The organism is Streptomyces sp. NPDC007991, from assembly GCF_042958445.1.
Taxonomy (GTDB): Bacteria; Actinomycetota; Actinomycetes; order Streptomycetales; family Streptomycetaceae; genus Streptomyces.
On record NZ_JBIBJD010000015.1, the window covers coordinates 75,941 to 97,328 of the forward strand.

The 21,388-nt window shown below is 74.0% G+C and carries 18 protein-coding genes; 12 read left to right on the forward strand and 6 right to left on the reverse strand.

Going from position 1 to position 21,388, the window contains the following annotated elements:
• Positions 1-52: 52 nt before the first annotated feature.
• On the reverse strand, positions 53-685 hold the full coding sequence (locus ACFZDA_RS35180) for a GNAT family N-acetyltransferase (protein WP_391089488.1): 633 nt from the start codon (positions 683-685) through the stop codon (positions 53-55).
• A 103-nt stretch (positions 686-788) separates the two neighbouring features.
• Between ACFZDA_RS35180 and ACFZDA_RS35185 the strand changes: the two genes are divergently transcribed.
• On the forward strand, positions 789-1,895 hold the full coding sequence (locus tag ACFZDA_RS35185) for a YhjD/YihY/BrkB family envelope integrity protein (protein ID WP_391089490.1): 1,107 nt from the start codon (positions 789-791) through the stop codon (positions 1,893-1,895).
• 5 nt (positions 1,896-1,900) lie between these two features.
• Here ACFZDA_RS35185 and ACFZDA_RS35190 read toward each other — a convergent pair whose 3' ends face one another.
• A complete protein-coding gene (locus ACFZDA_RS35190; RefSeq protein ID WP_391089492.1) occupies positions 1,901-2,353 on the reverse strand; it encodes an NAD(P)H-dependent oxidoreductase in 453 nt (150 codons plus the stop codon).
• A 95-nt stretch (positions 2,354-2,448) separates the two neighbouring features.
• On the opposite strand from ACFZDA_RS35190, the gene ACFZDA_RS35195 reads away from it, so the two are divergent.
• Positions 2,449-2,898, forward strand: a complete 450-nt coding sequence (locus ACFZDA_RS35195) for an SRPBCC family protein (protein WP_391089494.1) — start codon at positions 2,449-2,451, stop codon at positions 2,896-2,898.
• A 97-nt stretch (positions 2,899-2,995) separates the two neighbouring features.
• Here the strand turns inward: ACFZDA_RS35195 and ACFZDA_RS35200 are convergent, their stop codons facing one another.
• Together ACFZDA_RS35200 and ACFZDA_RS35205 are read right to left on the reverse strand one after the other, a co-directional pair.
• Positions 2,996-7,333: an HAD-IC family P-type ATPase gene (locus ACFZDA_RS35200; RefSeq protein ID WP_391089496.1), complete on the reverse strand. Its 4,338-nt coding sequence runs from the start codon at positions 7,331-7,333 to the stop codon at positions 2,996-2,998.
• Positions 7,334-7,350: 17 nt separating this feature from the next.
• Complete coding sequence (locus ACFZDA_RS35205) at positions 7,351-7,929, reverse strand: hypothetical protein (RefSeq protein WP_391089497.1); 579 nt, start codon at positions 7,927-7,929, stop codon at positions 7,351-7,353.
• 316 nt (positions 7,930-8,245) lie between these two features.
• Here ACFZDA_RS35205 and ACFZDA_RS35210 point away from each other — a divergent pair, with 316 nt between their 5' ends.
• The 6 genes from ACFZDA_RS35210 (at position 8,246) to ACFZDA_RS35235 (ending at position 16,216) form a co-directional block, all read left to right on the forward strand.
• Positions 8,246-10,156, forward strand: a complete 1,911-nt coding sequence (locus ACFZDA_RS35210; protein WP_391089499.1) for a protein-arginine deiminase family protein — start codon at positions 8,246-8,248, stop codon at positions 10,154-10,156.
• Between the two features lie 904 nt (positions 10,157-11,060).
• Positions 11,061-11,747, forward strand: a complete 687-nt coding sequence (locus ACFZDA_RS35215; protein WP_391089501.1) for a nucleotidyltransferase family protein — start codon at positions 11,061-11,063, stop codon at positions 11,745-11,747.
• Between the two features lie 25 nt (positions 11,748-11,772).
• Complete coding sequence (locus ACFZDA_RS35220) at positions 11,773-12,060, forward strand: BON domain-containing protein (protein ID WP_391089503.1); 288 nt, start codon at positions 11,773-11,775, stop codon at positions 12,058-12,060.
• Positions 12,057-12,824 (forward strand): metallophosphoesterase, encoded by a 768-nt coding sequence (locus ACFZDA_RS35225; protein ID WP_391089505.1) that lies wholly within the window; start codon positions 12,057-12,059, stop codon positions 12,822-12,824. Before ACFZDA_RS35220 ends, ACFZDA_RS35225 begins: the two co-directional genes overlap by 4 nt.
• Before the next feature lie 179 nt (positions 12,825-13,003).
• The gene (locus tag ACFZDA_RS35230; protein WP_391089507.1) at positions 13,004-14,668 is read left to right on the forward strand and encodes an alkaline phosphatase D family protein; all 1,665 of its coding nucleotides are present in this window, start codon (positions 13,004-13,006) and stop codon (positions 14,666-14,668) included.
• 174 nt (positions 14,669-14,842) lie between these two features.
• Positions 14,843-16,216 (forward strand): alpha-lytic protease prodomain-containing protein, encoded by a 1,374-nt coding sequence (locus tag ACFZDA_RS35235; protein ID WP_391089509.1) that lies wholly within the window; start codon positions 14,843-14,845, stop codon positions 16,214-16,216.
• A 7-nt stretch (positions 16,217-16,223) separates the two neighbouring features.
• Here the strand turns inward: ACFZDA_RS35235 and ACFZDA_RS35240 are convergent, their stop codons facing one another.
• Positions 16,224-16,379 (reverse strand): hypothetical protein, encoded by a 156-nt coding sequence (locus tag ACFZDA_RS35240; protein WP_391089511.1) that lies wholly within the window; start codon positions 16,377-16,379, stop codon positions 16,224-16,226.
• 19 nt (positions 16,380-16,398) lie between these two features.
• The gene (locus ACFZDA_RS35245) at positions 16,399-17,877 is read right to left on the reverse strand and encodes an aminotransferase class I/II-fold pyridoxal phosphate-dependent enzyme (RefSeq protein WP_391089513.1); all 1,479 of its coding nucleotides are present in this window, start codon (positions 17,875-17,877) and stop codon (positions 16,399-16,401) included.
• A 231-nt stretch (positions 17,878-18,108) separates the two neighbouring features.
• On the opposite strand from ACFZDA_RS35245, the gene ACFZDA_RS35250 reads away from it, so the two are divergent.
• The 4 genes from ACFZDA_RS35250 to ACFZDA_RS35265 all read left to right on the forward strand — a co-directional run bounded on the left by ACFZDA_RS35250 (position 18,109) and on the right by ACFZDA_RS35265 (position 21,330).
• Positions 18,109-18,864, forward strand: coding sequence for a hypothetical protein (locus ACFZDA_RS35250; RefSeq protein WP_391089515.1), 756 nt, complete (start codon positions 18,109-18,111; stop codon positions 18,862-18,864).
• Between the two features lie 44 nt (positions 18,865-18,908).
• Positions 18,909-20,093, forward strand: coding sequence for an amidohydrolase (locus tag ACFZDA_RS35255; RefSeq protein ID WP_391089517.1), 1,185 nt, complete (start codon positions 18,909-18,911; stop codon positions 20,091-20,093).
• A gap of 63 nt (positions 20,094-20,156) precedes the next feature.
• A complete protein-coding gene (locus tag ACFZDA_RS35260) occupies positions 20,157-20,690 on the forward strand; it encodes a DoxX family membrane protein (protein WP_391089519.1) in 534 nt (177 codons plus the stop codon).
• Positions 20,691-20,766: 76 nt separating this feature from the next.
• Positions 20,767-21,330: a hemerythrin domain-containing protein gene (locus ACFZDA_RS35265; protein WP_391089520.1), complete on the forward strand. Its 564-nt coding sequence runs from the start codon at positions 20,767-20,769 to the stop codon at positions 21,328-21,330.
• Positions 21,331-21,388: the final 58 nt, after the last annotated feature.

Below are 21,388 nucleotides of genomic sequence, written 5' to 3' on the forward strand. Positions count from 1 at the left end.
CTGACGGGTTCGAGACGTCCGATGGAGTCGGCGGAGTCGGCGGAAGGTTCTTTCAGAGCCGGTCGAGTTCCTGCGTGGTGCGGCCCAGGTAGGTGGCCGAGCCCGGCTCGCGGACATCGAGTTCATGGAAGCCCATGCGGTCGTAGAAGGCCCTGGCCCGGGTGTTGGCGGTCGCCATGGCCAGGTGGACGGCCGGCACTCCCCTGTCCTGGAGGGCCGCCAGAAACGTCCGCATCAGGCGGCGGCCGTGGCCGCGCCCCTGCCACTCGGGCAGCAGGTCGATGTGCAGGTGCGCGGGGTAGGCCGCGAGTTCGGGCAGCACCATCCGCTCGGGGTCGTGCAGCAGTCCCGCCATCACCTCGTCCGGAGTGCGGGGCGGCCGCGGCGGCTGCGGGTAGCGGCCGGCGACCAGCGGCAGCCATGTGGTGCGGAACGCGGCGGCGAAGCGCGCGGTGTCCGCGGCGCCGAGGACGTACCCGACGGCCCGCCCCTGCCCGTCGTCCAGAACGAACGCCAGGTCCGGCTCCAGATGGGCGTAGGGAGCCGCGAACGTGACCGGGAAGATGCCGGGGTCCGTGTAGTGAGGGCGGCTGTCCTGGCCGTTGTGGGCGGTGCGGACGCAGATGTCGTCCAGGGCCGGACGGTCCTCGGGGCGGTACGGGCGGATGGCGGGGAGCGCGGTCATGGCGGCATCGTGCCCGCTCCGGGAGCGCTCCCTCAATCCGAAATCGAAGGCCGGGCGCGCCCCGGTGCGGCTTAAGCGCGCGGCTCGGGGTTACCCGGCCCCCATGGTGAAGCTGCATATTCCGGGACGAAAAGAACATCACCCGAGCGAGGCACCGCCTCAGGACTCCGAACCGGCCCGGGCCGCCGCTCCGGCCGCGGAAAGGCCCGGTCCAGAGCCGGACCGGGAGCCCGGGCCGGGGCCCGAAGTGGAGCGGGCCGCACCGGACAGCCCGAGTGAGCTGCCCCGGACGTCGTGGCGTGCCGTGCTGAAGGGCAGCCTGCGGGAGTTCAAGGACGACGAACTGACCGACCGGGCGGCGGCGCTCACGTACTACGGGGTGCTGGCGCTGTTCCCCGCGCTGCTGGTGCTGGTGTCGCTGCTGGGCCTCACCGGCAAGTCGACCACGGACAAGGTGCTCGACAACGTCCAGCAGCTCGCCCCCGGCTCGGCCCGCGACATCATCACCCGGGCCGTCGAGCAGTTGCAGGGCAACGCCGGTATCGGCTCGCTGATGGCGATCGCCGGGCTCGTCCTCGCGGTGTGGTCGGCCTCCGGCTACGTGGCGGCGTTCATCCGCTCGGCCAACGCCGTCTACGACATGCCCGAGGGCCGGCCGGTGTGGAAGCTGCTGCCGGTGCGGGTGGCCGTGACGGTCGTGCTGATGGTGCTGGCCGTGATCAGCGCGCTGATCGTGGTGTTCACGGGCGGGCTGGCCCGGCAGGCCGGAACCACGCTCGGGATCGGGGACACCGCGCTGACGGTGTGGTCGATCGCGAAGTGGCCCGCTCTGGTGGTGCTCGTCACGATCATGATCGCGATCCTGTACTGGGCGACCCCGAACGCCAAGGTGAAGGGGTTCCGCTGGATCACGCCGGGCAGCCTGCTGGCTCTGCTGATCTGGATGATCGCGTCGGCCGGCTTCGCGGTCTACGTGGCCAACTTCGCCTCGTACAACAAGACCTACGGCACGATGGCCGGCGTCATCGTCTTCCTGGTGTGGCTGTGGATCACCAACCTGGCGATCCTGCTGGGCCTGGAGTTCGACGCCGAGACGATCCGGCAGCGGGCCATCGCCGGTGGTCATCCGCCCGAGGCGGAGCCGTACACGCAGCCGCGTGACACCCGTGCGTGGGACGAACAGGACCGACGCCGGATGGAAGGGGCCTGATCCGTTCAGCCCATGAGTCCGGCGGCGACCGTGGCGCCCAGTTCCCAGCACTTCCCGATGTCGTCCTTGCCGGGCTCGCCGGTCACGGTCACGGCCTCGGCGGCCCGGCGCCAGCCGAGGCCCGTCGTGATCGACTCGATGCCCCGCACGGCTCCCGTGACGTCGTTCCCGCCGTGCACCCAGTAGCCGTAGGGCCGGCCGCGGGTCGCGTCCAGGCACGGGTAGTAGACCTGGTCGAAGAAGTGCTTGAGGGCGCCGGACATGTAGCCGAGGTTCGCGGGGGTGCCGAGGAGATAACCGTCGGCGGCGAGGACGTCGGAGGCGGTGGCCGCCAGCGCCGGCACGCGGACGACCCGGACGCCCTCGATCTCCGGGTCGCCCGCCCCGGAGACGACGGCTTCGAACATCGCCTGGCAGTTGGGCGAGGGCGTGTGATGGACGATCAGCAAGGTGGCCACGTCACCCGACCTTACAAGTCGTGACGACCATGCGTGTCCGGCGCGAGAACTGGTACCCGTCCGTCGCTCTCCGTACGAGAAAGGGAGGTACCGCCTTGTCACAGGTAGAGGAATCCATCGAGGTCCGTGTCCCGGTGCACACCGCGTACAACCAGTGGACGCAGTTCGAGGACTTCCCCCAGTTCATGGACGGCGTCGAGCGCATCGAGCAGCGCACCCACACCCTGACGCACTGGGTGACGAAGGTCGGCGGCCAGGAGCGGGAGTTCGACGCGGAGATCACCGAGCAGATCCCCGACGAGCGCGTCGCCTGGACCACCGTGAACGGCGAGGCCAGGCAGGCCGGTGTGGTGACCTTCCACCGCATCCAGGACGACACGACCAAGGTCATGCTCCAGATGGAGTTCGACCCCCATGGCGTGGCCGAGACCGTGGGCGACAAGCTCGGCTTCGTGAAGCGGCAGGTCTCCGGTGATCTGCGGCGCTTCAAGCAGTTCATGGAGGCGCGGGGGACGGAGACCGGGGCCTGGCGCGGCGAGGTGTGAACAGCCCGAACGGCGGCCGCCACCACGGATCGTGGTGGCGGCCGCCTTGTGTCGCCCTGTCGTCGCTGTCGTCGCTGTCGTCGCCCTGTTGTCGCCGTTACGCCGCCGCCGGCCGGGCCGTCCCGCTCCGCAGCCGTCCCCGGGCCTGCTGGGTCAGGTCGTTGAGGCGCAGGGCCAGTCGGGTCGCGGCGTCGTAGAGGGTGTGGACCGTCTGGAGGCGTTCCAGGCGCGGGGCCAGGGCCGAGAGGGCGATGGCCAGGGCCACACCGGCCCAGCCCACGAGGCCCAGCGGGGTGCAGCCGAAGAAGTGGCTGACGCCGGGCGTCTGGACGAGGGCGGCGAGTACGGCGGCCGAGCCGAGGGCCGTGGCCCACACCAGGGGGCTGTGGCGCCGGCCGGAGAGGGTCTGCGCGAGCTGGGCGCCGACCACACCGCACAGGGCCATGGTGGTGGACCGTCGTTCGGTGCCCGGGGTGAGGCGGCCGATGAGGTACGCCGTGACCGCGCCGAGGCAGGTGGTGACGCCGCGGCGCCGGATGGAGCGCAGCAGCGGCGCGCCGAGGACGTCGAGACTCATCGGGCCGGTCGCGGCGTGCTCCGCCGTCGAGGGGTCGTCGCTCGGTGTGACCGCGACGGCCATGGCCGGGAACATGTCGGTGAGCAGGTTGACCAGCAGCAGCTGACGCGTCGACAGGGGCGAGGCGCCGGCCAGCAGGGTGCCGAGGACGCTGAAGCCGACCTCGCCGGCGTTGCCGCCGATGAGGATGCTCACCGCGTCGGCGACGCTGCGCCACAGGGCACGGCCCTCGGCCACCGCGTCCACCAGGACGGACAGGTCGCCGGAGGTGAGCACGAGGTCGGCTGCGTTGCGGGCGGCGGCGGATCCGCGGGCCTCGACGCCGACCCCGACGTCGGCGGCGCGGATGGCGGCGGCGTCGTTGGCGCCGTCGCCGGCCATCGCCACGACGCGCCCGGCCTGTTGCAGAGCCTCCACGACGTGCAGCTTCTGCTCGGGTGCGACCCGGGCGATGACGCCCGCGCCGCGCAGCACCCGGACGCGTTCGCGGCGTTCCATGGCGACCAGTTCGTCACCGGTCACCGCCTCCGTCTCCTCCGGCCAGCCCAGTTGCAGGGCGATGGCGCGGGCCGTCTCCGGGTGGTCGCCGGTGAGCATGACGGGCAGGATGCCGGAGCGGCGCAGTGACGCGAGCAGGGCGTGCGAGGTCTCGCGGGGGACGTCGGCGAGGGCGACGAAACCGCTGAACTGCAGGTCCGTGAGCGGCGCGTCGAGTTCGGCGTCGGCGTCGCCGGACCGGCAGGGACGCCGGGCGACGGCGAGGACGCGCAGTCCCTGCCCCGCCAGTTCGTGGGCGGTGTCGGTCGTGCCGTCGGGGAGGTTCCGGCAGGCGGGCAGGATCGTCTCCGGGGCGCCCTTGACGATGAGGAGTTCACCGAAGTCCGGGTCGCCGTCACGGCCGACGGCGGCGGCGTAGCCCCGCCGTGTCTCGAAGGGCAGTTCGCCGGTCGGTGTCCAGCCCTCGTCGGGCGGGGCGACGTCGAGGACGGCCTCGTCGGTGGCGTGCGCGACGCGGCGGCCCTGGCCCGTCTCCTCCTGCGGGCAGGCGCGGGCGGCCAGGCGCAGGATGGGCAGGGCCTGTTCGGCGTCCACGGGCAGGACGGTGCCGTCGGCGGTGGCGACGCGGACCAGGCGCAGTGTGTTCTCGGTGAGGGTGCCGGTCTTGTCGAAGCAGACGGTGTCGACCCGGCCGAGCGCCTCCAGGGTGCGCGGGGTGCGGACCAGGACGCCGCGCCGGGACAGCCGGCGGGCGGCGGCCATCTGCGCGACCGTCGCGACGAGGGGCAGTCCCTCCGGTACGGCGGCGACCGCGACCGCGACACCACCGCTGACGGCGCGCCGTACGGGGCTGCCGCGCAGCAGGGACAGCCCGGTCACGGCCGCGCCGCCGGTGAAGGTCACCGGCAGGGCCTTGCGGGTCAGTTCCTGGAGCCGGGCCTGGACGCCGGCGGGCGGCGGGGTGCGGGCGGCGAGCGTGACGGCGCGGCCGGCCTCGGTCTGGTCGCCGGTGTCGACGACGAGGGCGGTGGCGCGTCCGGCCACGACGGTGGTGTCCTCGAACACCATGCAGGTGCGCTGGGCCACCGGCAGGCCGGGGGTGGCCTCGACGGCCTTGGTGACCGGCAGGGACTCGCCGGTGAGCGCCGACTCGTCGACTTCGAGACCGTCGACGTCGAGCAGCCGGGCGTCGGCGGGCACGACGTCACCGGCGCCGAGGGTGATCTCGTCGCCGGGCCGCAGCCGGGCCGCGTCGACGGTGACGGTGCGCGTGCGGCCCTCCCGCTTGCGGGCCTTGGGCTGCTGCCGGGCGGCCAGCCGGGCCAGTGCCTGTTCGGCGCGCAGCCGCTGGAGTCCGCCGGTCACGGCGTTGAGGTCCATGGCTCCGACGACCAGCAGCGCGTCGACGAGCGAGCCGAGCAGTGCCGAGGCGACGGCGCCCGTGGCCAGGACGGGGGTGAGCGGATCGTCGAGTTCGCGGCGTACGGCGCCGGCGGCCCGCCAGGTCCAGCGGACGGGGGTCAGGGCCGGGTGCCGGCCGACGCGAGCGGTGTGGTGCCGGGAGCGGTCGGCGAGCCGGGCGAGTCCGGTGGGCTCGTCGTCGTGGTCGGGGCGTCCCAGCCGGTCGCGGGCCTCGTGGGGTTCCAGGGCGTGCCAGGGGATGTGCAGCCGGGGCGGGGGCGGGGTGGCCCGGGCCACCCGGGTGGCTTCGAGCCAGCCCGTGAGCAGGGCGTTCGCGGCGGCGATGTTGACGGGGGCGTGCCGGGTGAGGGGCCACAGGAGGCGGCGGCCCGGGGGCTGTCCGCCGCGGGCGACCAGGAGCCCCGAGAGGGCCGCACCGGCGCGGGCCAGGGTCTGCGAGCGGCGTCCGACCCGCCGGGCCGCCGGGATCGCGGTCAGCAGCCGCCAGACGTCGGCGAGTCCGCCCGGGGCCAGCGCGTCGGCGCCCCAGGAGACGGCCGCGCGGTCGTCGGTGAGGGCGATGGCCACATCGCCGGCGGGCAGTCCGGCCGCCACGTGCCCGTCGGCGGACCCGTCGATGCGGGCGACGGTGACCACGACGTGCCCGTCGTCCTGGAGGCCCCGTACGACGTCGCCGAACGGCCTGGCGCCCGGGGCGACCTCGTCGGCGAGCCGGGTGATGTCCCTCAGGTCGGAGCCGCCGGCGACCACGACGTGCAGTCCTGCCCGGCGGGCGGCGTCGAGGACGGCCTCGGCGAAGGGATGGACCGGGTCGTCGGGCAGCCCGTCGGCGTCGTGTTCGGCGTCCTGCCGCCGGCTGCGCAGGGCGTCGGCGTGCAGGACGAGGGCGTCGGCGATCTCCAGTTGGCGCAGGCGCTCCGCGCTGCGCACGAGGATCCCGGCCCGGGCGAGGAAGGTGCCGAGGGTCGCGTTGAAGGCGGCCGGTCCGTACCGGGCCGCCTTCGGGGATCCGGCGAGGACGGCTTCGGCCGCTTCCCTCGCGGCGTGTGTGACGAGGAGGGTGGCGGCGGCGCCGGCGAGGCTGCCGGTGCTGGCGTGGGAGGCGTACTCCTGGGCGGGCGTCACCTTGAGCGGCGGCCGGGTGTCCGGGGGGCAGGGCAGGCTGGTGCGCCGTTCGTGGCAGATGTCGTCGTGCAGTGCCTCGAAGGCCGCGGCCCGGGCCACCGCCTCGGTCAGCTGGGTGCCGCGCAGCACACCGTCGAGCACGAGCGCCGGCGGGGTCTGGCCGACGCCGTGGGCGGCGGCGTTGGCGGCGGCGAGGACGAGTTCCATGCCGTGGGTGCCGAACCGCTGCCGGAGCAGGGCCCGGAAGCGGGGGTTCTCCCGCAGCAGCGTGACGGTGGCGGTGACGATGCGTGAGGTGGGCGGCAGGCGCAGGGACCGGCCGGCCAGGGCCCCGGCGGCGCCTGCGGCGTCCAGCAGGATCGCCGCCGCGGTGAGGCGCACCTCGCCCGGGTCGCCGGGGTGGGTGGTCTCCTCGGCCTCCGGGTCGGCGCCCTCGGTCAGGCCGAAGCGGGTGGCGAGTGCGGTGGCCCGCTCGGTGACGCGGTCGGTGGCGGCGTCCTCGGCCACGGTGACCACCAGACGGGAGAGGCCTTCGTCCCAGTACGCGGTGAGCACGTCCGGATGGTCGAGCAGTTCCCCGGCCAGTTCGCGGGCGAGTGCGCCGGCCTCGCCGTCGGAGTGCCGCAGGGCGAGGTGGACGCGCTGCCCCGCCTTCCAGTGCCGGCCGCCGGACAGCGCGTTGCGCGCGACGTTGCGGACGCGCCGCGTGGTGTCGTAGGCGGACGTCACGCCCTGGGCGGTGCTGCGGGCGGCGCCTGCCGCCGCCCCGGCCATGGCCCCGGCGAGCGGGGCGACGTCGAAGCGTGTGAGCATCTGTCGTCGTCCCCGACTCAGCCGGTGGGCCGACTGCCGTGTCCGTGCCGGTGGGTCTGCTCCCGGTCCGGCTCCTCGCCGTGCGGGTCGTGGTGCGCGGTGGCCTCCGCGACCTGCTTCAGCGCGGAGGCGGTGACGGTGTCGCCCACCTTGGCGGGCTGTTCGTGGACGTGGTGTTCCGGCCGGTCGTGCCGGTAGTGGGAGGCGGCGAGCTTGTCGCCGGGGCCGTACGAGGAGGTGCCCTCGTCGTCCGGTACGACCTGCACGGCGGCGCGGCGTTCCGGGGCTCCGGCGGTCTGCGTGCCACCCTCCGCCGACGCGCCGTCGGGTCGCTGTCCCGGCTTCGGCTGGGTCAGCCAGGCGACGGCCGCGCCGCTCAGCGCCACCGGCCACTCCACCACTCCGGCCACGCCGAGCACTCCGGCACCGGCGTAGACGGCCATCCGGCGGCCGCGCGGCGACACGGCACCGATCCGGTCCAGGGTGTCTGAGGCCATCTTGCCCACCTGCTCCGCGCCCGGCAGATGCCGCAGCCCGGAGGCGACGGCCCGCAACGGCTGCGGAAGATCGGGCGAACGTGATGCGTCCTGGTTCATGGCGACCTCCACAAGCGCGTTTTCCAGCGGTTTCCACCGGTTTCCCAGCTCTCTGCCCCATATTCCGCCTTTGCCGGAGTGAGCGCTTGTCGTGGTCGGCTGAGGCCCCGGCCGAGGGCCGTCGCCCACGGAGGGGAACAGGGCGGTGTAAGGGGAGGAGGGCGGCGTAAGGGGAGGAGGGTCCGGTGGCCCGGTAGTCCCATCGATGTAGCCGTCGGCTCGGCGCGCAGCAGGATGTCCGGCGTGCGAGCAGGGGCGAGCATGGTCGGTGGACGTCCTCCGTACCGGCCCCTCACCTGCCCCGAGGAGACTCGTCATGCCCGAAACGCCCGGGCGGCGCGTGCCGCGCCGCACAGCGGTGGCCACCGTGGCCCTGCTGGTCGCGACCGCCGCGACTACGGCGGCCGCCGAGCACCGGCCTCCGGTCGCGGACCTGCGTGCCGACGTGAACCAGGACGGCCGCGTGGATGTCACGGGGGTGTCCGACGAGGCGGGCGAGGAGGTGTGGCGGCCGGGCCGCGGGGCCGTCTTCCTGGCGAACGTCGACGACGACGCGCGGCGCTGCCGGCTGCGCCCCGGGGATCTCGACCGCATCGATCCGGCGGTCGACGAGCGACTGGCGGCCTGCCATGACGCGGCGGACGAGCGGGTCGACGGCGTGCGGGACGAGGCGGACCTGGCGCCGTTGCGCGTTCCGCCGGCGGCGGTCGGCGATCAGGCGTCGGGGCATGTGGAGGTACCGCCGGCGCAGCGTCCGTACGTCCGCTTGTTCGTCAGGCGTGACGGGGCGCTTCGGGTGCTGCGCGGGCCGCTGACGGCCCGTGAGCTGCGGGCCGGTGTGGAGTTGGCCCTGGAGGGACGCGACGTCGTCCGGGACCCCCGGCGCTGGGACGGCGAGGTGACCGTGACCCTCACCGTGACCGACGGGGGGCGCCGCACCTTCGACCGGGTGCGGCTGAAGGTGGCGCCCGTGCTGTTCCAGCACGACCTCCAGCGCGCCGAGCGGATCTTCGCGGCCAGGCCGGGTCCCGGCCTGGGTGTCGCGCCCGGGCCCTGGGGCGTGGGCGACCGTTACCGGCCGCGGGAGTGGCGGCCGTTCGCCTCGTCGCTGGTGCGGGCGGCGGGCGCCGCGGGGGTGTCCGGGCGGGATGTGACCTTCACGGCCGGTACGGAGCAGTGGTGGCGGGACATCTGGCGGCAGGACTTGGTCGAACCGGCCGTGGCGAGCGTCCCCGCGCCCGGCGGAGGGGTGCACCGCATGCGGGTGCTGCTGCGGGCGCCGGTGCTGTGGGCGCCGCCCGAGGGCGGCGAGGCGACCCTGAGCAGGTCTGCGCGGCTGCTCTTCCGTGACTTCCGGGGGCCTGACGTCGGCGTGGTGCAGCAGTACACGCCGGGGCGCGAGCCGAGCGGCGTCGATCTGCAGAACTTCACCGGGAACTTCGAGTCCGTGCCGCCGTACGAGGGCCACCCGCAAGGGCGGGTGCTGTTCGGCACGGCCCCGCATCGGGCGCCCGACCCGGCGTTCGTGCGGATGATCGAGGCGCAGGGCAGGCAGCCGGCCATCACGATCGACACGTCGTGGCTGCTGGTCGGTCATGTGGACGAGACGGTGCACGTGGTCCGGGCCCGCAACGAGCGCGGCTGGACGCTGGCGGTGGCCGACCCCCGGCAGGCGGTGGAGTTGCTGCGCCGTGCGCAGCGCGCCGGGGAGGGCGGGCAGCGGCTGTTCGCGGACACGACGGCGGAGCGCAAGCCGGCCGTCGACGCGCTGCTGGGCGACGACGCCTTCCTGGCCGGCAACGAGGAGGCGGCGCGGCACGTCGACGACCAGATCGAGGTGCTGCTGCGGGAGACGGGGCTGTCCCGTCGCGACCTGGTACGCGTGCCGGTGCTGTACGCGACGGCGCCTGCGGCCCCGGGTGCGCCCAAGGGCGCGATCGCCTACTCCCCCAGCGTCGCCAACGGACTGTCCCTGACCGCCCGGGACTACGCCGCGCCCGATCCGCACGGACCGAAGGTGGACGGCCGCGACCTGTTCCGCGAGGCCACGCGCGAGGCGCTCGCCGCCGGGGGTGTCCGCGTGCACTGGGTGGAGGACTTCGCCTGGTCACACCTGGCGGGCGGAGAGGTCCACTGCGCGACGAACGCGCTGCGCGACACGTCCGGGGGTGCGCCGTGGTGGGGCACGGCGGTGACGGGCAGGGGCGGTGACGGACAGGGGCACTGACACCCGGGACGGTGGCGCCGGGGCGGGGGCGCGGCGAGGCTCCCGGGGAGGTGACAGGCCGGGGCGGGGGCATGGCCGGGTAGCGGTAGAGCCCGGGGGGAGAGACGGCCGGGGCCGGGGCGGGGGCGACAAGGGATCGGGGCCGACACGGCCAGTGCGACGGCCCGTCCAGGGCGGGGCGAGCCCCCGGGGGGTGACGCGGCCAGGGCGTGACGGGGGCCGGGGCGGCTGGAAGCGCCGGTCTGGCGGTCGGCGGGACTGGTCGCGGCCGACCGCTACCGACGCGGCTCGGGCGACCGGCTCGGGCGACCGGCTCGGACCGGCAAGGCAAGGCCCCGCACGGCACGGCACGGCTTGGCCAGGCCCGGCACGGCACGGCACGCCTTGGCCCCCGGCCGGCCACGACTCGAACGGCGGACGCGGCTCGACGCGGTCGGCGTCCCGGGCCACGCGACCCGACGCAGACCTCACGGCTCGACGCGGCCGGCGGGATCAACACGGCCTACGCGACGCGGTCGGCGGTACTCCACGCGGTCGTCCCGGGCAGCACGGCTCGCCGCAGCCGACCAGGCCCGACGCAGACCTCCCGGCCGACGCGACCCGGCTGAAGCCTCGCAACCCGACCAAAGCCTCGCAGCTCGACACAACCAGCGGAGCTCGACACAGCCGACCCAGCTCGACGCAGCCGACCCCGCTCGACCCTGGCAGCAGAACTCGACCCCGTCCTCGCGCCCGGCGCGGCTCCTCGCGCCCGGCGTAGGCGAAAAGCCCGCCTCCGCCCCCGGCCCGTCGGAGACCTGCCGTGTCGGCGTGGCGGCTCCGGGTACTCAGAGCGGGCACGTAGGCCGTCACGGGTCCGGGTGCCGCGCGGCGGCGGGTGCCCGGTTCGGCGAATGGAGTGGTCATGACGCAGAACGGTGATGACGCGACGCTCGTCCGGCGACCGGGAATCCCCGATTTCCGGCTGGCCCCGGACCAGCCCGAGCCCGCGCCGCCCGCGCCGCCGCAGGACCCGCAGGCCGACGAGCCGCCGCAGGAGCTGCCCCTGGACCGCAACCAGGCGATTCTGGAGGCTGCCAAGCAGGTCGGTGCCGTGCTGAAACGCAAGGGGCACCTGTTCGCGCTGGCCGGGAGCGTGGCCGCCTACGCCCACGGCGGCGAGAAGAACCTCCAGCACGACGTCGACTTCGCCATCCGCCCCGAGGACGCGGACGCCGTGGCGGCCACGCTCCGCGAGGCCGGGCTGACGGTGTACAGCCCGCCGGAGGACTGGCTGATCAAGGCCACGTGCTTCGGCCAGCCGGTGGACATCATCTTCGAGCTGGCGCACCAGCCGGTCGGCGCGGACATGCTGGAGCGGGCGGAGGAGGTCTCGGTCGACTCGGTGCGCATGCCCGTACTGGCCCCGACCGACCTGCTGTGGAGCCTGATCGCCGCCTTCTCCGAGCACCACTGCGACTTCGGCGCGGCCCTGCCCATCGCGCGTGCCCTGCGGGAGAAGGTCGACTGGGACCGGGTGCGGCGCGCGTGCGGGGACGCGCCCATGCCCGCCGCCTTCTTCTTCCTCCTGGAGCGCCTGAACGTCATCTGATGCCGTCTGATGCGGAAGGAACACCATGACTACCCACGGCTCACAGCACTCGGGCGGCGGGGAGCCTGCGCAGAACCTGGACTACCGGATCGCCCACCTCCAGGAGCGCCTCGCCTCCGGTGAGCTCGGTGAACTGGGCGTCCGGGTCGAAGCCCGGGGCCAGACGGTGCTGCTCACGGGCACCGTGCCGTCGGCGCCCTGCCGCGACGAGATTCTGGGCACCGTCCGCGAGGAACTCGCCGGGGTCCCGGTGCACAGCGACCTCGTGGTCACCGAGACGTCCTCCCCCGACCACGCGGAGGAACTCGCATGATCCGCATCGCAGCCGTAGGAGACATCCATCTGGGGCCCGGCGACCAGGGCCTGCTCCGTCCCGCCTTCGAGACCCTGCCCGAGTGCGCCGACCTCCTGCTGCTGGCCGGGGACCTGACCCGGCACGGCACGCCCGAGGAGGCCCGGGTGGTGGCCCGGGAGATCCAGGACCTCGGGGTTCCGGTGGTCGCCGTACTGGGCAACCACGACCATCACGACGACCGGCCCGACGAGGTCTCGGCCATCCTCCGGGACGCCGGCGCCCATGTCCTGGAGGGGCAGGGGACGGTGGTGACGAGCGGCGGGGCGCGGATCGGCGTGGCCGGCACCAAGGGGTTCGGCGGCGGCTTCGTCGGCCGCTGCGCCGGGGAGTTCGGCGAGCCGGTCATGAAGGAGTTCGTCAGGTACTCGCGCCGGTGCGCCGACGGCCTGCGCACGTCCCTGGAGCGGCTGGGCCAACTGGGCTGTGACGCGCGGATCGCCCTGACCCACTTCTCCCCCGTCCCGGACACGCTGGCGGGCGAGCCGCTGGAGATCTATCCGTTCCTCGGCAGCTATCTGCTGGCCGAGGCGATCGACACCGCCGGTGCCGACCTCGCGGTGCACGGGCACGCGCACGCCGGCACCGAACACGGCATGACCAGCGGCGGCGTGCGGGTGCGCAACGTCGCACAGCCCGTCATCGGACGGGCCTTCCACGTCTACCATCTGCCCGTCCACGACCACGCCACCCGCACCGGGGCCGCCGCACCCGCGGCCCGCTAGACAGCCCGGTCCCCCTCCGCCGCCGGCCGACGCCGGCGGCGGTCTTCGTGTGCCCCGCTCCTCTCTCGCGACGTACGGCCCGTACCGCCTCTTGTGTGAACGCCCCACAAGTCGTGCCGCTTTCAGGCATTTTGTCCGCTTAGCATGCTTGCTCCGCGTCCCGTACGAGAGGACATCAGATGGCACTGACGGGCCGTCAACGACCACCGTCCGAGCATGCCTTCTCCCCGCACGACGCCGTACTGCGCACCGCGGCACCACAGGTCGCCCGCCGTCGCTTCCTGACCGTCGCCGCGGCGGCCGCGATGCTCGCCTTCTCCACCAACCGGCCGGCCCGAGGCGCCACCGCCGCTCCCGAGCTCCACCCGGCGCGGATCACCGACGACCCCTTCCCCCTCGGCGTGGCATCCGGGGACCCGCTGCCCGACTCGGTGCTGATCTGGACCCGGCTCGCTCCCGAGCCGTTCGCGGAGGACGGCGGCCTGGGCCGGCGGCGGGTCGTCGTCCACTGGGAAGTGGCCACGGACGAGTGGTTCGCCTTCGTCGAGCACCGGGGGGTCGCCACGGCCCACCCCGAGTACGCCCACAGCGTGCACGTCGACGTCAAAGGTCTGATGCCGGACAGCCACTACTACTACCGTTTCCGGGTGGGTGCCTGGATCAGCCCCACGGGCCGTACCCGTACCGCGCCGGAAGCGGGCAGCGACGCCGACAGCATGCGGCTGGCCGCCGTGGCCTGCCAGGCCTACCAGGACGGCTACTACACCGCCCACCGCCATCTGGCCCAGGAGGACGTCGACGTGGTCTTCCACCTCGGCGACTACCTGTACGAGTACGCCGTGGACTCCGCCGGCGGCGCCCGCCGCTACACCGACGTCAAGCTGCCCGACGTGTTCAACCGGGAGGCGACCACGCTGGCGGACTACCGGCTGCGCTACGCGCTCTACAAGACCGACCCGGATCTGCGGGCCGCGCACGCCCAGCATCCGTTCGTCGTCACCTGGGACGACCACGAGACGGAGAACAACTACGCGGGCGCCTTCGACGAGAAGAACAGCCCGCAGGAGGAGTCCCTGGTCCGCAGGGCCGCCGCCTACCGGGCGTACTGGGAGAACCAGCCGCTGCGCGCCGCGCAGTTGCCGCAGGGGCCCGGCGCCCGGCTGTACCGCCGGCTGGCCTGGGGCTCGCTCGCCCAGTTCGACATCCTCGACACCCGCCAGTACCGCTCCGACCAGGCCTACCACGACCGTCCGCACGCACCGGGCACCGAGTCGGACGATCCGGTGCGCACCCTCACCGGTGCCGAGCAGGAGCGCTGGCTGCTGGAGGGCTGGCGGGCCTCCGAGGCGCTGTGGAACGTGATGCCCCAGCAGGTGTGCTTCTCTCAGCGCAAGTTCGACCTGCCCGCGCCTGCCCGGATGTCGATGGACGCCTGGGACGGTTACCGCGCCTCCCGCAACCGGGTCATGGCGGGCGCGAAGGCTGCGGGCATCGACAACTGGATGGTCCTCACCGGCGACGTCCACGTCGGGTACGCCTTCGACATCAAGGACGACTTCGACGACCCGCAGTCCAGGACGGTCGGCACGGAGTTCACCTGTACCTCCATCGCCAGCGGCGGCAACGGCACCGAGAAGCCGGCCGACTGGGAGACCTACATGAAGGCCAACCCCCACATGAAGTACTTCGACGGCCGACGCGGCTACGTCCGGGTCGAGCTCGGCCGCGACAACGCCCGGGTCGACTTCCGCACCGTCTCGGCCATCACCAGGCCGGGCGGCACCATCGCGACGGCCGCGTCCTTCGTCACGGAGGTGGGTTCGCCCGGTCTGAAGTCCGCGTGAGACGAGGGGCGGCCGCCGTACTGCACTTGGCGCCCTTCGCCGCACCAAAGCGCGAAACGGGCCAGCCGTGGACATCACGCAAGGCCGTTCAGGCAAGGCCGTTCAGGCAAGGCCGTTCAGGCAAGGCCTCGGGCTTTGCGGCGGTTACACCCGTGAACGAAGGAGGCACCACGCATGGTCCACAGACATGCCGTCACCGGCCGCCGGGCGGCCCTGAGCGCGATCGGCGCGCTCGTCGCCACCGGGGTCCCCTCCGCCGTGGCGGCCGAGCCCACCCCGGCGGCGGGCCCGCCGCCCACGGCCGCCCAGAGGCTCGGCGCCGACCGGCCGTCGGCTCCGGTGCTGCGCGCCATGGAGCGCGATCTCGGGCTGACCCCGGCCCAGGCGTCGCGGCGGCTGGTCGACGAGGCGGAGGCGGGCACACGGGCCGGGCGGCTGCGCAACGCCCTGGGCGACCGGTTCGCGGGGGCCTGGCTGCGGGGCACGACATCGCAGGAGCTCGTCGTGGCGACCACGGACACCGCGGACGTGGTCACCATCAAGTCGCAGGGCGCGAAGGCGGCCGTCGTGAAGAAGTCGCTGCGCGACCTGAAGGCGGTGAAGCAGAAGCTGGACGCGGCCGCGGCCCGGGTCAGCACCCGGGACACGCCCCTGTGGTACGTCGACGTCCCGGCGAACCGGGTCGTGGTGCAAGCCGGGAACAAGGCCGCGGCGGCCGCGTTCGTCAAGGCCGCGGGGCTCGACGGCAAGAGCGTGGGCGTCAGGGTGACGGCGAACCGGCCGCGGCTCATGGCGGACGTCACCGGCGGCGACGCCTACTACATCGACGGCGCCCGCTGCTCGGTGGGCTTCTCCGTCACCAAGGGCGAGCAGGAGGGCTTCGCCTCGGCGGGACACTGCGGCAAGCAGGGCGCGAAGACGACCGGGTTCGACATGACGGAACAGGGGACGTTCCAGGCCTCCATGTTCCCCGGCAAGGACATGTCCTGGGTGGCCGTCAACGACCAGTGGAAGGCCACGCCGAACGTGAAGGGCGAGGGCGACCAGAAGGTGGAGATCACCGGCTCGGTCCAGGCGCTCGTCGGGGCGGCCGTCTGCCGCTCCGGGTCGACCACCGGCTGGCACTGCGGCAAGGTCGAGCAGCACGACACCAGCGTCAGCTATGCGGAGGGCACGGTGGACGGGCTGACCCAGACCACGGTGTGCGCCGAGCCCGGCGACTCCGGCGGGCCGTACGTCGCGGGAGTCCAGGCGCAGGGCGTGGCCTCCGGCGGCACCGGTGACTGCAGGAGCGGCGGCACCACGTTCTTCCAGCCGATCAACCCGCTGCTCCGCGAGTTCGGCCTCATCCTGACGACCGCTGAGGCCGACCCCCCGGCACCGGCGCCGCAGGACAACGCCGCGGCGCAGCCGTGGGCCGCGGGCCGGGTCTACGAGGCCGGGGCCACCGTGAGCCACGCCGGGGTGCGCTACCAGTGCCTCCAGACCCACCAGGCCCAGGGCCGGTGGGCGCCCACCGGCACGCCGGCCCTGTGGCAGCGGATGTGACGACGGGTCAGGGGCGCCCGGCGCCGGTACGGTCCGTGCCGCCGGCCGGGCGATGGGTGATGAGGCGGGCGAGTGTCACGGGGGCGCCGCCGACCGGCCGTCCGCCGTCCAGGAGCGACGCGGCCGGTTCGGCTCGCCGCTGTCGATCAACGGACTGCTCCATGGACAGCTTCTTCAGCACCTCAGGGATGAGTGGTTGACCCTCGTGCCACGACGCGCAGGGTGCGGACGGTGGAGTCCGCCGCGTCGGGGATGAGGACGCCGTGCTCGACACCGCTGCGCAGGTAGTCCAGGACCTCGTCGGTGACGACCTCGCCGGGCGCCACCACGGGCACGCCCGGCGGGTAGGGGCTGATCATCTCCGCGGCGATCCGTCCCGCGGCCCGCTCGGCGGGCACGTGTTCGACCGGGGCGAAGAACGCCTCGCGGGGCAGCATGGCCTGCTCCAGCTCCAGCCCCGAGGGCTCGGGCAGGTGGACCGGCGGCCGTCGCTCGATGGTGTCCGCCCGCTCGACGAGCGCGGCCAGGGCGTCGACCAGGACGGCCTCGGTCTCGTCGTCGTCCGCGTGCGTGATCGAGGCGCTGACGCGGCAGGTGTCCGAGCCGCCGACGTCCACGTGGCGGTGGGTGCGCAGCCACTCCGCGGCCTGCATCCCGCTGATGCCGAGCTTGCGTACGTCGATGACGAGCTTGAGCGGATCGAGGTCGGCGGTGAGCCCCTCCTCCACGACCTCGCGGCCCATGGGCCGCAGTCCCGGCAGGTCGACGATCGCGGCCCGGACGCGTTCGGCCCGGCGGATGGCCGCTTCCAGGAGATCATGCCCCTGTTCGACCATCTGGCGGCGCCAGCCGTCGAGCGTGGCGTACACGAGGGAGGAGGCGCTGGTGGTGCCGAGCAGGTCCTCGCGCTGCTTGAGTGCCTCGGGCGAGACGCGGTCGTACTGGAGGTGGAAGACGGAGCTCTGTTCCACGGCCCCGCCCATCTTGTGCACGCTCGTCACGACCAGGTCGGCCTCGGCGTCCATGCCCCAGGCGGGCAGGGCCGGGTGGAACGGCAGGTGGGCGCCCCAGGCCTCGTCGACGATGACGGGCACGTCGAACTCGTGGCACACCCGGGCCACTCCCCCGATGTCCGCGCAGGAGCCCCAGTCGGTGGGCGTGATGAGCAGCATGCCCTTGGCGTCCGGGTGTTCCCGGAGCCGCAGGCGGACGTCGTCGGGCTCGGGCGGGTGGGCCAGGTGCCGTTCGGTGTCGAACTTCGGGCGCACCCAGATCGGTTCGACGCCGTCGACGATGACGGCCGCGATGACGGACTTGTGGGCGTTGCGCGACAACAGCAGCTTCTCGCCCGGCCCGGCCGCGGCCAGCATGGCGGTCTTCACGGACAGGGAGCTGCCGCAGGTGGAGAAGAACGCCTGCTCGGCGCCGACCGCGTCCGCCATGAGCTCCTGGGCCCGGCTGAGGACGCCCTGCGACTGGCGGCGGTCGTCCAGGCCGTTGAGGGAGAGCACGTCGGAGCGGAACACATCGAGCCCGACGATGCCGGCGACCCGGGGGTCCACTCCCCTGCCCTGCTTGTGGCCCGGCGGGCCGTAGGCGATGTCGCCGCGGCGCCGGAAGTCCTCCAGCGCCTCCAGGACGGGCACGCGCGAGTGGTCCATGGTTCCTCCCAGGTCCGGCCCGCCCGGCCGCCGCCGCGGCGTCCACGGTGTCGTGGCGGGGTACACCGACCGTGTTGCACTCCGGCACGGGTCGAAACGCGATGCTGTCGCGGAACCGGGGGGTGTCCCGCGCGAGGGCGGGGACGCCCCGGCCGAAAACCCGGCGAGCGCCGACGCGCCACGTGCTGACCTGCCCGCAGGCACAGCCGACCGCGGCCGCGGTACGAGCTCGTGGCCCGGCATGTGCCGCTGCCGGCGGTGTGGGAGATCGCCACGCCCGGCCGGATACCGCAGGTGCCGGAGCGCCGGGACCGGCCGGGCCCTGCCCTCCGGCGTGCGTGCGGTCGACGCGACCTGCGCCGCCTGCCGGGCGAGGAGGCCGTGGCGTCGGCCGGGATTGCCAGGGCCGCGCGGCCCGTGCTGTGCGCCGCCGAAGCCGGTTTACGCGGGCCGCGGCCCCTGCACGCCGCCCAGGCCGACCTGCCCGTCCCCGAGGAGCCGCATCCCGCTCACTGGCAGGCGGCGGGCCTGCCGAGCGAGCAGTCGCGGCAGGCCCGCCCACCAAGGGGACACAGGCACCGGTCGAAGCACGGCGAATGCCGCCGGCCCGGGCGGCGGCTCGGTGCGGCGGCCCGCCCAAGGGCACGGCCTCACCAGTCGAACACGCACCGGTCGAACGCGCCGGCCTCGCGGCAAAGCCGATCCCGTCAAGCGACACAGCCACCGGTCGAAGGCGGGGCGCATACCGCCGCACCGGGCGCTGACCCGCCCAGCATCACAACCGCACCCATCGAAAGGCAGCGAGTGCCCCGCCACTCGGCGCGGCCCCGCCGGAAACCCACCGCACCAGCCGAACGCGACCGGCCTCGCAGCGGACACCGCCGCACCGCCCAGAACGCCGCAATGCCGCACCACCCACCGCCGCCCCGCCCCGATATCCACCCGCACCGCCCCGGACCCCGCGAGTGTCGCCGCACCGGGCGGTGAAACCCGGTCGGGGACACACCGCGGCCCACGTCGGGGAGGTCCCTGTGGAGCGCACGCTCGACGACGTGCACGAAGCCGTTCGTCAGGAGGTGGCGGCGCGGGCCGACGCGTTGTGGGGCGTGGCCTCGCTGCTGCACGCCGAGCCCGAGTACGCCTTCGCCGAGCGCCGGGCAGCCGCCCTGCTGTCGGGGGAGCTCGAACGGGCCGGTTTCACCGTGGAGCGCGGCGTGGCCGGGATGCCGACCGCGTTCACGGCGCGCTCGGGCGAGGGCCGGCCCGCCGTGGCGCTGCTGCTGGAGTACGACGCCCTGCCCGGCCTCGGCCACGCGTGCGGCCACAACCTCATCGCGGCGGCGGGCCTGGGAGCCGCGCTGGCGGTGGGGGCCGTGATGGAGGAGTCCGCCGGTTCGGTGCTGGCGGTCGGCTCACCCGCCGAGGAGGGCGGCGGCGGCAAGGCCCTGGAGGTGGAGGCCGGGGTGTTCGACGGCGTCGACGCGGCGCTGATGTTCCATCCGGGCGTCCACAGCTGGGCGCGGGCGCCGCTGACCGCGCAGGTGCAGTACCGGGTGGCCTTCCACGGCCGGGCCGCGCACCCCACGGGCAATCCGACGGAGGGCATCGACGCGCTCGCGGCGCTCGTGGAGCTGTTCAACGTGCTGGCCGTGCTGTGGCGGCGCCTGCCGCAGGGCTCGCACGTGCAGGGCATCGTCACCCAGGGTGGTATCGCCACGAACATCGTCCCGGAGTACGCCGAGGGCCTGTTCGGACTGCGCGCGGCCACGACCGGGGCCTTGGACGACCTGATAGGGCGGCTGCGGGAGTGTGCCGACGGTGTGGCCCGGGCCACGGGCACGAGCGCCGAGGTGGAGCGGGCCACCGTGCGCTACGAGCACTTCCGGGACAGCGAGACGCTGTCCGAGCGGTTCGCCGCGCATCTGTCCCGGGCCGGGATCCCGCTGTCACCGCCCGTGCCCGGCGTGTACCCGGGGTCGTCCGACATCGGGAACGTCAGCAGGCGGGTGCCCGCCATCCACCCCTTCGTCGCGATCATGGACGAGGACGGCTCCGACCACACCCCGGAATTCGCCGAGGCCGCCGCCTCGCCCCGGGCCCGCGAGGTACTGGTCGCCGCCACGCAGGCCCTCGCGTGCACCGCCGTGGACGTCCTGCTGTCCGAGGAACTGCGCGCGCAGGCCTGGGCGCGGCACCGGGCGGCGCGAACCGGGTGAGTGCGTCCGCCCCGGTCGGGGAACCCGGCGAGCGCTGTACCCACCGACACCCTGGAGAGGGTCATGAGTCTGTTGCGTGTGCTCGGCCGTCCCATGCTGGCCTCGATGTTCCTCACGGGCGGCCTGAACTCCGTCCGCGACCCGGAGTCCGTCGCCCCGGCCGCCGAGCCTGTCGTCCAACCGGTCACCGAACGCGTCTCTGCGCTGCCCGACCGCACCGAGCAGGCGGTCCGGCTGAACGGTGCCGTACAGGTCGTGGCCGGGCTGATGCTGGCCACCGGGCGCATGCCGCGTCCGGCCGCGCTGGCCATCGCGGCCACGCTGGTGCCGACGACGCTGGCGGGGCACCGCTTCTGGGAGGCGGAGGATCCCTCGGAGCGGGCCCAGCAGCGGATCCACTTCTTCAAGAACATGTCCATGCTGGGCGGGCTGCTGATCGCCGCGGACGACACCGGCGCCCGCCCCTCGGTGCTGTGGCGCGGCAGCCACGCCGCCCGTGACCTGCGGCGGGACGCGGGGCTGGTGCGGCGCTCGGTCCGTGCCACCGCCCGCCCGGCCGCGGCGGCCGGGCGTGTCCGGGCCAAGCTGCCGGCCTGACGCGTCGACGGGGGCCGATCCGGCCGCACGTTAGCCCCCTGGGGCCCTGGGGACCCGGGGGCTGGAGGTGAAGGACATGGGACACGGAGGAAACGTCATCGACGAGCTGGTGACCGATCACCGCGAAGTCGAGGAGATGTTCAGCAAGATCGAGGGACTGCCGTCCGGTCACAAGGACCGCAAGATGTACGCGGACCAGGTCACGATCGAGCTGGTACGGCACTCGGTGGCCGAGGAGGCCCACCTCTATCCGGCCGTGCGCGAGCACGTGGCAGGCGGTGACGCCCTCGCCGACCAGGAGCTCCAGGACCACGCCACGGCCGAGCAGATCATGAAGGACCTGGAGGGCTGCGACCCGGGCGACGCCGAGTTCGACCGGCTGATCGGCATGCTGATGATCGAGATCCGTTCGCACATCGCCGACGAGGAGGGCAACCTCTTCCCGGCGCTGCGGCAGGCCTGTCCCATGGACGCGCTGAACGAGCTGGGCGAGAAGGTCCGGAAGGCGAAGAAGACCGCCCCGACCCGGCCGCACCCGGCCGCCCCCGACAAGCCTCCGGCGAACAAGCTCCTGGCTCCGGGCACCGGGATGGTGGACCGGCTGCGCGACGCGCTGACCGGTCGCGGCAAGTCCGCGTAGCGAAGACTCCGAGTAGCGAAGACAGCGGGAAGGGCCCGTCGCCGACGCGACGGGCCCT